The organism is Candidatus Dormiibacterota bacterium, assembly GCA_035635555.1.
GTDB lineage: Bacteria > Acidobacteriota > Polarisedimenticolia > Gp22-AA2 > Gp22-AA2 > Gp22-AA3.
On record DASQAT010000035.1, the window covers coordinates 24,670 to 32,498 of the forward strand.

At 68.2% G+C, this 7,829-nt stretch carries 6 protein-coding genes; 3 read left to right on the top strand and 3 right to left on the bottom strand.

From position 1 onward, the window contains the following. Window positions 1-29 precede the first annotated feature (29 nt). The 3 genes from VEW47_08865 to VEW47_08875 all read left to right on the top strand — a co-directional run bounded on the left by VEW47_08865 (window position 30) and on the right by VEW47_08875 (window position 2,784). Entirely contained in the window at window positions 30-1,136 is a 1,107-nt protein-coding gene (locus tag VEW47_08865) for a DUF4388 domain-containing protein (GenBank protein HYS05290.1), read from the top strand. Further along, window positions 1,133-1,399, top strand: coding sequence for a hypothetical protein (locus VEW47_08870; protein ID HYS05291.1), 267 nt, complete (start codon window positions 1,133-1,135; stop codon window positions 1,397-1,399). The genes VEW47_08865 and VEW47_08870 overlap by 4 nt, the downstream gene beginning before the upstream one ends. A gap of 170 nt (window positions 1,400-1,569) precedes the next feature. Beyond that, window positions 1,570-2,784, top strand: a complete 1,215-nt coding sequence (locus tag VEW47_08875) for a porin (GenBank protein HYS05292.1) — start codon at window positions 1,570-1,572, stop codon at window positions 2,782-2,784. Between the two features lie 28 nt (window positions 2,785-2,812). On the opposite strand, the gene VEW47_08880 is transcribed toward VEW47_08875, so the two are convergent. Genes VEW47_08880 through VEW47_08890 form a run of 3 tightly spaced genes read right to left on the bottom strand, consistent with a single transcriptional unit; the run spans window position 2,813 to window position 7,827 of the window. After that, window positions 2,813-4,594, bottom strand: coding sequence for a response regulator (locus tag VEW47_08880; protein ID HYS05293.1), 1,782 nt, complete (start codon window positions 4,592-4,594; stop codon window positions 2,813-2,815). Window positions 4,595-4,600: 6 nt separating this feature from the next. Further along, window positions 4,601-6,502 carry an ATP-binding protein gene (locus tag VEW47_08885; GenBank protein HYS05294.1) on the bottom strand — a complete coding sequence of 634 codons (1,902 nt, stop codon included), beginning with the start codon at window positions 6,500-6,502 and terminating at the stop codon, window positions 4,601-4,603. After that, window positions 6,502-7,827, bottom strand: a complete 1,326-nt coding sequence (locus VEW47_08890) for a hypothetical protein (protein HYS05295.1) — start codon at window positions 7,825-7,827, stop codon at window positions 6,502-6,504. The genes VEW47_08885 and VEW47_08890 overlap by 1 nt, the downstream gene beginning before the upstream one ends. Window positions 7,828-7,829 lie beyond the last annotated feature (2 nt).

Consider the following 7,829-nt stretch of genomic DNA (forward strand, 5'->3'; position numbering starts at 1 on the left):
GGCCGCCGCGTGTGTTAGCATGCCCGAACGTGAGCGCACCGGTCCTCGCTGGTGACCTGCGGGTCATTCCCCTCCCCGACATCCTTCTGCTCCTGAACACGAATCACAAGACCGGCACTCTGCGTTGCCTGGCGGCCGGAGCGACCAAGACGATCGAATGGGAGAAGGGGGACATCGTGTTCGCGCGCTCGACCATGCCCGGGGATCGACTGGGCGCCTTTCTCCTGGCCCAGGGCAGGATCACCACCGCGCAGCTGCAGGAAGCGTCCCCGCTGGTGTCCCGGCAGGACCGGCTCGGAAAGGTGCTCATCAAGATCGGCGCGCTGACGCCCGCGACCCTGTGGAGCGGTGTCCAGACACAGGTCACCGAGATCGTCTACTCCCTGTTCCACTGGAAGGAGGGGCTGTTCGAGTTCCGCGAGGGGCCCCCCTCGGGGGAGAAGATTGCCCTCGACATCAGCGTCATGAACCTCATCATGGAGGGGACGCGGCGCCTGGACGAGTGGTCGCGCGTCAAGGAGAAGATCCACAACGACCGGGTCATCCTCGCGCCGGTCAAGTCGGCCGACGAGCTGGCGCGCCAGGTGAAGCTGTCCGACTTCGAGAGGACCGTCCTGGGTCTGGTGGACGGGCGCCGCGCCGTGCGCGAGATCGTCGCCGTCGCCGGCCGCGCCGAGTTCGAGACCTGGCAGGCGCTGCACGCCCTGCTGTCCGCCGGCGTCATCCGGATCCAGCTCCTGTCGTTCGATCCCGCGGAGGCGGCCGCTGACCCGCCGGCCGCCGCCCGCACCGAGGACGACGCGGATCTGGAGAAGGCGATCGACCAGTATGGCGGAGCAGTGACGCTCCTCCTGGCCCGCGCCGCGACGGTCGGTCCCGACGAGACCGCCCGTCTGCGCCTCCGCCTGCGCGACGCGACGTTCGAGCGGGCCGAGCTCCTCAGGGAGATGGCGATCGATCCCGACGGCCGCATCGACCGCAGGGTCCTCCTGGCGAACGTCGCCGACTTTCCGCCCGGCGAGCGGGCGCACGCCCTGCAGGGCGCGCTCGAGCGGCTGCTGCGACTCTTGATGGAAGAGCTGAAGGGGAAGGTCTCGGTGGACGACGTGGCCGCGGCGCTGGAGCCGGAGGATTGAGGGCCAATTGGCGCCATGTCGCGGCGCTGGCGATCGCCGTCGCCGCCGATGCCGTGCAGATCGGCCTGCTGCCTCTGTTCATCGAGGGAGCCGCGGCGCCGTGGAACGACTCGCTGGACATCGCCGTGGGCGCGGCGTTGCTCGCGCTGCTCGGCTGGCACGTGGCGCTCCTGCCGGCGTTTCTCGGCGAGCTGGTGCCGGTCTTCGATCTATTCCCGACGTGGACGGCGGCCGTGCTGTTCGTGGTTACGAGGAAAAGATAGAACCGGCAGCGTCGGGTTGGCCGCCTGGCTTCCAGCGCGTCCATTATGTTTCATGGTGTACAATGCATCGCTCATTGGCGTTTCAGAGTCAGTCGACTCCCGGGAGCCTCCCACAACCCGGACTCTGGCCCCGACTCGGTTGGGCAAACCCGACCCGATGGAGGATAGCGATGTCCGACAGGGTGGACGCAGGTGAAGTCGACTTGAATGACGCTGAAGGGACCGCCGGATGGAGGGCCGGTGTCATCACGGTGCTGCTCGCGATGCTCTGGGCCGCGACGGAGAGCCGGGCGGCGGTCACTTTGGTGGATGGGGTGAAGGGGAAGCTCGAAATGGAGGCCCGATTCATGTTCTGGGCGGTGGACAGCGGGCCGGACCTGATAGCCGGAACCAACACCGCTCCGCCTCCGCCCCAGGAAGAGAACATGACTGACTTTTTCGTGCGCCGCGCCCGTCTGATCTTCCACGTGCAGCTTTCGAAATCCCTCGAAATCGGGCTCCAGGTCGGCCAGGACAACATCGGCAGCAAGGTGCTTCGGGACGACGCTGGATTTCGCGTGAAGGATGCTTTCATCAACTACAAGAAGAATGACACGCTGCAGCTGATGGCGGGGCAGTTCAAGATTCCGTTCCTCCGGCAGAACCTGCAATCAGGATTCAACCAGCTCCTCGTGGATCGCTCCCTGGTCACGGCGCTCCGGCCGGCGCTCGAAGGCTCACGTGACGAGGGGGGAATGATCTGGGGGAATCACAAAGGGCTCCAGTATCGCGTGGCCGTCTTTGACGGCTCCGACCAGGAGGACATCAACACCCGGAGCAGCGTGCGCGGCTCGGCGCGGGTGTCGTGGAACTGGTTCACTCCCGAGCCGACCTACGGCCTCACCGGCACGACCTTCGGGCAGAAGAAGATCCTGCAAATCGGCGTCCAGGGTGATGCCCAGAACGCCCGCCTCGATTCACGCGACGACCCGGCCTTTGCCACCCAGACGCGTGCCTACCGTAATTGGGCCGTGGACCTCTTCTACGACCAGCCCCTCGGAGCCGGAGCCTGGGCCGTGACCTTCGAAGGAGCGTGGCTTCAGCGCCGCGACGATTACGATGCGCCCGGCCTCGAGACCCGCTCGATCGACGGGGATTACGTGCAGGCTGGGGTGCTTATGCCCGGGCACCTGGGGCCGGGCCGGGTACAACTCAACGCACGCTACGAGAGCATCCACAGCGAGCGCGGCTCCGCCGACACCGATCTGGATGCGAGCACGTTCGGCATGACCTGGTTCACCAAGGGCCACGATCGCAAGATTCAATTCGACCACATCAACATCCACGAGCGGCCGACCGATCTTGACGACGACGTCTACCGGCTGTCCCTCGTGGTCTGCTTCTGACTCGCGTACCCGGGTTCTCGAACCGGATTCAGTTCTGCGGGGTGAGCGTCATCAGGTGGCGGGCGATCTCGAAGCGGGCCCGGCCGGCCGGCATCTCCTTCACGCGCTCTAGGAGAGCGTCGCGCGACTGTGAATCCAGGCGGACGGCGCGGCCGGTCGAGGCGATGACCTCGGCGACCACTTCCTCGTACAGCCCTTTGAGATTCGAGTCGCCGCCCGCCGGCCAGTCGAAGGTCGCGCACGACTGCGCCAGCTCGGGCGGAGCCGGCAGGCGGGGGGAGGTCAGGACCAGCATCAGACGCGAGGTCTCCAGGTCCATGACCATTTCGCGCAGGACGCGCACGACCGTCTTGTCGTCGAGACACGGCCGGAAATCGGCCAGGACGTAGAGTCCGTTGTTCTTCTGTCGCCTGATGAACTCCAGGGTGCGGCCGGCGTCGCGATAGGTTTCCCCCATCGCCTGGCCCCCCTCCTTGACCAGGCCGCGGGCGGCCGACCAGACGAAGAACTCGCGGTGCAGCTCTGTGGCGAGGCGACGCAGAGCCGCGATGGCGCCTCTTTCCTCCCAGGTCTGCAGACAGACGATCGGCACCTGCATGCGCATCCTGCCGGTGTCGAAGCTCGTGGCCATTCGGAAGATCGCCTCCAGATCGGCCGGCATCTCCGGGATCGCTTCTTCGGGCGCTTCGTGGACCGCCGTGTGATCGGGGCGGGGGTGCGCCGGGTGCGCCGCGGGACGGACAGTCTCGTGCGGGGTGGGCGGGCTGGGCGCGGGTGGTGCGTGGCGTGGATCAGGCGGCGGCGTTGCAGCGGGGCGCGCCGCCTGCACAGGCGCGGGGGCTGCCGGTGGTGCGATGGGTGCGGGCGTTGCGGTCGGGGCCGGGCGCGACGCCGGCGGCGATGCCGGGGGGCGCGCGGGGGACGCTGGTCGCGCCGGTGGGGCCGGCCGCGCAGGGGGCGGCTGGGGTGTCGCCTCGGTGCGGGCCGGTACCGGTGGAGCCGTCGGCATCGGCGATCCCTCGGGCACCACCGCGGCGCGTGCCGGCGCGGGTTCGGCCGGCGGCCTGGGCGATGGAGCCGGCGGCGTCTCGTTTCCCGTCAGATCGGCCTGCCATGTGTCGAGATCGGGAAGAGCCCCACCATCGGAGGACCCCGTGGTCACCACGGGCTCCGGCGCCGTCTCCGCCGGCGCCACCGGGACCGGCGCCGGCGCCGCGCTCTTGCGCGCCGGCCACAGCTCCTTCTTCGGCGCCGACCACGAAGCGGGCTTCACCGGCGGCGTCTTGACCGCATGGGGAGCGGGCCGCGCGGGCGTCTCGTGCGCGGGGGTCTCGCGTGCCGGCGGCTCGGGCCCGGCCTGCGCGACCTCGGCCGCGGCGACCGGCTGCGGCAGGCCGTGGCCGTTCCCGTCGCCGTTGATTCGGGCACGCGCGGTCTTGACGGACCGCAGCGCCTTGTTGATCTCCGCCTCGATCACCTCCAGGTCGTCGAACGGCTTGAGGATGACGCTGCGGGCGCCGAGCCTGCGCGCCGTCTCGACGTTCTCGGGCGTCGCGTTGGCGGTCATCACCAGGATCTCCGGCTTGAAGTTGATCTTCTTCATGTCGGCCATCAGCTCGAGCCCGGTGAACCCCGGCATGTGGATGTCGGTCAGGACCATGTCGATGCGGTTCGCCGCGAACTGCCGCACGGCCTCCTTGCCGTCGGCCGCGATCAGCAGACGGAATTCCGGCCGGCTCGCCAGGAGCTCCGACAGGAGCCTGCGGATGTTGGGATCGTCATCGATCACCAGAAGGTTGTAGGTGTCCATGGCTTCTCAGCGCAGGTTGATGACCCTGACGCGCTTCTCCTTCGCAGTCGACGGCGCCGCGGCCGCCTCCGCGCTCTGCTGCACCCGCGGGATCAGGATCGTGAACGTCGTCCCCTCGCCCATCCTGCTCTCGACCGAGATCTCCCCCTTGTGCTCTTTCACGATGCCGTACGACACCGACAGCCCGAGGCCGGTCCCCTTCCCCACCGGCTTGGTGGTGAAGAACGGATCGAAGATTTTCCCGACGACCTCCGGCGGGATGCCGCTGCCGTTGTCCCCCACCCGGATGCGCGCCATCGAGGCTTCCGGCGCATCGACGGTCACGGTGATCCTCCCCTCCCCCTTCCCCTCCATCGCGTCCCCGGCGTTGATGAACAGGTTGAGGAGGACCTGCTCGATCTGGTTGGCGTTCCCGTTGACGTAGAGGGATTGCGCGAACAGATGGGGCTCGAGCCGGACCTCCTTCATCATCAGCTGGTGCGACACCAGCTTGACGGTATCGGCGACGACCGCGTTGAGGTCGATCACCATCATCTCGGCGGTCTCCTGGCGCGAGAACTTCAGGAGGTTCTTCAGGATCTCCAGCGAGCGGTCGGTCTCCTTCTCGATCGTCTTGAAATACTCGCTCAGCGGGTGATCGTGCGGGATCTTGCGCTGCCCCATCTGGGCGTAGCCGCGGATCGAGGTCAGGGGGTTCTTCACCTCGTGCGCGATGCCGGCGCCGAGCTGCCCCAAGGCACTCATCTTCTCCGACTCCATGAGTCGCTGGTTGGCATTCTTCAGGGCGTGCTCGCGTGTCGACAGCTCCTCGGTCATCCGCTGGAAGCGGGTCGCGAGCGCTGCGATCTCTCCGCCGCCTGTCACCGGCACCTGGACGTCGAACTGTCCCTGCCCGATCTGCTCGGTGGCGCGCGCCAGGGTCACGAGCGACCGGGTCAAGGACGACGCGAACAGGAAGACGAGGGCGAGAGCGCCGACGCAGACGACGCCCGCGATGATGAGCGAGCGCGTCACCAGACGCCGGGCGGCCTCGAAGGCGCGCGCCTTCCGGATCTGCACGATGCTGAACAGCCCGAGGTCGCCGACCGGCGAGTAGGCCGCCAGCATCGGCACGCCCGAGGCGGCGTACTCGCGCGTGCCGGCCGTCTGCGCCGTCTTCGGCAGGAGGTCGGCGAACGACCCGGCGGCCCCGGCGCCGACCGCCGATTCCATCCCCTCGGTGACGGAGATCAGCGGTCTTCCCGTCGTATCGGTGACGTAGATCTCGAACAGCTTCGACTCGCCGCGCGCCGTGTACAGGCGGTCGAGGGGGAACTCGGCGATCAGGATCGGCCCGTCCGGCGCGGGGGCCGCCGCCGCGGCCCCGACGGCCGCACCGGCCGCGGGCGCCCCGCCCGACGGCAGGCCGCGCACGGCCAGGGTGAAGGTCGGGAGCTTCGCGGACAGGATGAGGCGCGCGATGCTCGGCCGCTCCCCTGTCAGGGCGTCGAGATTCAGGATGCCCTCCGAGTAGGCCACGTGCATCTTCTCCACGGACAGGCCGAGATCGGACAGGGTGCGCGACAGGAAGACGTTCTTGAGAGTTCCGTCGGTCTCGCGCACGCTGAACAGCAGGAACTCCGGGTACTGGCGCAGCATGGCCGACAGCATGACGCGCCTGTCGGTTCCCTCCGGCACCGGCAGGCGGGCCGCCTCGGCGAAGATGCGCATCTTCTCGGTGAGGTGCCGCACGTTCGCCTGGACCTCGTCCGCGATCTTGATGGCGCGCGAGGCGTTGAGGTCGAAGATGTAGGAGGACTTGTCCTGCTGGAACAGAAGGACCGCCTGGCTCGCCACGAGCCCGATCGACACGCTGATGATCAGGAACATCGCGAGCAGGAGCTTCGCCCGCAGGCCCAGCCGGTTCATCAGTGTCCCGTCATCGAGGCGGTCGCCCGCTTCGATCCCTTGTAGGTAATGAGACGCTTCCCGTACTCCGAGTTGCCGGCCGTGTCGATCGCCTCGATGGTGAACAGGTTGACCCCTTCCTTGAGCGTCAGAGGGAAGGTGAACGTCCCGTCGGGGCCGACAGTGACCTTCTGCCCGTTCACCTTGACCCTCGCGTCCCGCTCGGTCTTCCCCTTGAGCTCGACGCTCGGCGCGGGGGCGACGAACATCTCGGGGGGGGACAGGATGGCGAGCACCGGCGGCGTGTCGTCGTAGTCCGCCTTCACCGAGCGCACGACGCTGTAGGGTCCGGCGAAGCCGTCGGCGTCCTGCGCCCGCACCCGCCAGTAATAGGTCCCGGGCTGCCGGATCTGCACGGGGAGGGATGTGCCGTCGACCTTCTCGTCGGCGAAGATCCTCTGGAACCTGGGGTCGGTGGCCACAACCAATCGGTAGGAGCGGCCGCGATCGGCCGGACGCCACTTCAGCTCGACCTTGGGGGCCTTTCTCTGGAATCCGTAGGTCGCGCCGTCCGCGGGGAAGAGCGGCTCCGGGCTTCCGGGGAGAGCGCGCGGCTGCAGCACGCCGTTCTCGGTGACCTTCACCACCATCTTTTCCTTGAGGACCACCTCGCCCCCCTTCGGACCGGTGATCTTCAGCGATCCGGAGAGGGCGGCCACGCTCGTCGATCGATCCGGCAGCGTGTGCAGGGCGACGCGTGTCTTCTCTCCCGGCTTGCGGCTTCCCGGGACAGGCCTGATGGTCAACGAGCGACTCGAAGCGGCGGCCTGGATCGCCTTCGCCTGCTCGGGGGCCGGCTTCGACGCCAGACCGTCCAGGAAGTCGGAGGACAGGAGTGCCAGCGAGATCTCCGAATCCTCCGCCCCCTTCGCGCGCGGCTTGATGATCACCAGCGCGTTCTGGTCGACGTCGAGGAGGTCGTCCGGTCCGAACGCGATGGTCGCGGACGACTTGTCGAAGGTGCGCACCGCGTCGTTCTCGTACAGCGGCATCTGCTGCCGGGCGTCCTCCCACGACAGGTCGGAGGCGCGCTTCGCCTTCACGTTCCGCTCCAGGTTCACGAGGGTCGCCATGACGTCCCCCCCGGCCGGGGGCGCCGTGGGCTCGCCCGACAGGATCGGTGGCTGGAGCTCGACCGGAGCGGGGGTCTCGGCCGGGGGGGCCGCGGGCGGCAGCGGCTTCGGCGGCTGGAATCCCGGCAGGGAGCCCGTGAAGTAATAGAACCCTCCCCCGGCCAGTGCGGCCAGGACCAGCAGAACCGCCAGCACCGTGAACGTCTTCTTCATGT